This is a genomic window from Methylobacterium sp. WL6, assembly GCF_008040095.1.
In the GTDB taxonomy this organism is placed as follows: Bacteria; Pseudomonadota; Alphaproteobacteria; order Rhizobiales; family Beijerinckiaceae; genus Methylobacterium.
Genome location: NZ_VRVH01000494.1, coordinates 1 through 2,095, shown reverse-complemented (window position 1 = coordinate 2,095; position 2,095 = coordinate 1). Strand labels below are relative to the sequence as shown.

The 2,095-nt window shown below is 71.1% G+C and carries 2 protein-coding genes; both read left to right on the top strand.

Annotated features, from left to right (window positions below):
- Positions 1-480 precede the first annotated feature (480 nt).
- Complete coding sequence (locus tag FV230_RS27665) at positions 481-1,083, top strand: TIGR00730 family Rossman fold protein (protein WP_147844644.1); 603 nt, start codon at positions 481-483, stop codon at positions 1,081-1,083.
- A gap of 531 nt (positions 1,084-1,614) precedes the next feature.
- Complete coding sequence (locus FV230_RS27660) at positions 1,615-2,049, top strand: hypothetical protein (protein WP_147844643.1); 435 nt, start codon at positions 1,615-1,617, stop codon at positions 2,047-2,049.
- Positions 2,050-2,095: the final 46 nt, after the last annotated feature.

Here is a 2,095-nt window from a genome sequence, read left to right as displayed (position 1 = left end):
GAAGACCCGCCGCTGCAGGTCCGGCCGGCCGTAGGGCCAGAGATACGGCCACAGCCGGCGATAGGTGGCGACGAGGCCCGGGCGCAGGCTCGGGCGCCGGAGCATGGGCGTGCCGCCACCGGTCGAGCCCGCCGAACACGGCCGCCACCAGGCCGAGCCCGATCAGCAGGCCCAGGACCGCGAGAAACACGCCGCGCCGCAACTCCGCCGTCATGGCGATCCATCCCTCGTCGACACCACGCCCGCCCGGCCGCGACCCCCATCCCCGCCGGTGGAGACTTTCGAAAACGCCCGCGCGAAAAACCGTCGACTGTTCCGCCCATATTACCGTACATGTCCGGGAGACCAAGCCGCAACGCGCGCGCAGCGAACGAATTCCCCGCGCGATCAGCCGTTTGGCACCGATTTCGCCCCTGTTTACGACCTGTCCGCGGCCCGAACGGGACGCACGATACGACGAGCATCGATGAAGGAGGCCGGATGGCGCCGGTGAAGACGGTCTGTGTCTATTGCGGCTCCGGCTTCGGCGGGGACCCGGCGTTCCGCCAGGCGGCCGAGGCGCTCGGCGCCGCGCTCGCCGCGGCCGGGCTCGACCTCGTCTACGGCGGCGGCGACGTCGGCCTGATGGGCACCGTCGCCCGCGCGGTGCTGGCCGGCGGCGGCCACGTCACCGGCATCATCCCGGACTTCCTGAAGTCGCGCGAGCACATGCTCGACGCGATCCAGGAAACGGTCGTGGTCGGCGACATGCACACCCGCAAGCGCATGATGTTCGAGCGCTCCGACGCCTTCGTCGCCCTGCCCGGCGGCATCGGCACCCTGGAGGAGCTGGTCGAGCAGCTGACCTGGGCCCAGCTCGGCCGGCACCGCAAGCCGATCCTCCTGGTCGAGGTGGCCGGCTTCTGGAAACCGCTGCTGACCCTGTTCGACCACATGCGCGCCCACGGCTTCATCCGCGACGGGCTCGACCTGAACTACGTCGTCGCCGAGGGCGCCGACGCCGTGGTGCCGATGCTGCAGGCCGAGAACCGCCGCCTGGGCGAGGACCCGGCCGCCGAGCGCTTCGTCACCGAGCGGCTCTGAGCGGCGGGGTCCGGCGCGTTCGCCCTCGGATCCTCGCGCCGCCGGGCCGCCGCTCGCGACGGTGAGGGGCGGCCCATGCGAAACGGTTTCGCCCCCGCCTCCCTTTGCACGGGCGAGAGACCGCGACGCGTGTCCGACGATCCGCTCGTGGCCATTCAGTAAATTTTGCCGTAAATTTTGAATACAGAATAGCATCGCGCGCGGCCGGCGCCGCTCGTTGAACCTATTCGACGCCGTGCTAGACTGACGGGCGAGTCGATCGGGCACGAACCGCAGCGCGAACGGCCGCGAACCGATCAAAAGTCTGTGTTCGCGCCGTTCGGCGGCGCCTCCGACAACAATCGGAAACGTGTTCGTCCCATCACGGCCCAGTTTTTGCAGACCTTAGGTCGGCATCGACGCGGAGCGCGCCATGGATATCCGGGAGATCGATCGGCACCGACGCCGATGCATGGACGACGGGACGGCGGCTCGTCTTCGCGACGGGGCGATCGTCGCTTCGGCCGCGTGCGCCCGCCTCGGAGATGCGCGATGACCGCCGCCGGACAGCCCGCCCTCCTCGCCCCGCCGGCCGACGCGTCCGCGCGGCGCCCGGCTTCGGAGCGGTTCGGCCTCGCCTACCGGATCGGCCTGCCGATCGCGCTGTGGGTGCTGTTCGCCAACGGCGCCACCCATTACCGCGACCGCCACATCGTGCCGGCGGCGGGCCTGCGCGAGGCGGTCGAGGCCGAGGTCGCGAGCCGGCTGTGTCCGGGGCTGCGCCTCGACGAGGCGAGCTTCCGGATCCACGCGCAGGCGCACGGGATCAACCATTCCGACCTCTACCAGAAGCGCTCCGCCTGGCTGCGCAAGGACGCTGACGCCCTGGAACGCGAGCTGCGCGCCGACCCGGACACCGGCTGCCGGCACATGCTCGACCTCTACGGCGGCGACGGCACCGCGCCGCACCTGCTCACGCACGGCTGACCCGGCGTGTTCGTCGAGCACGGGGGTGCGCTGCGCGGCGGTCGGC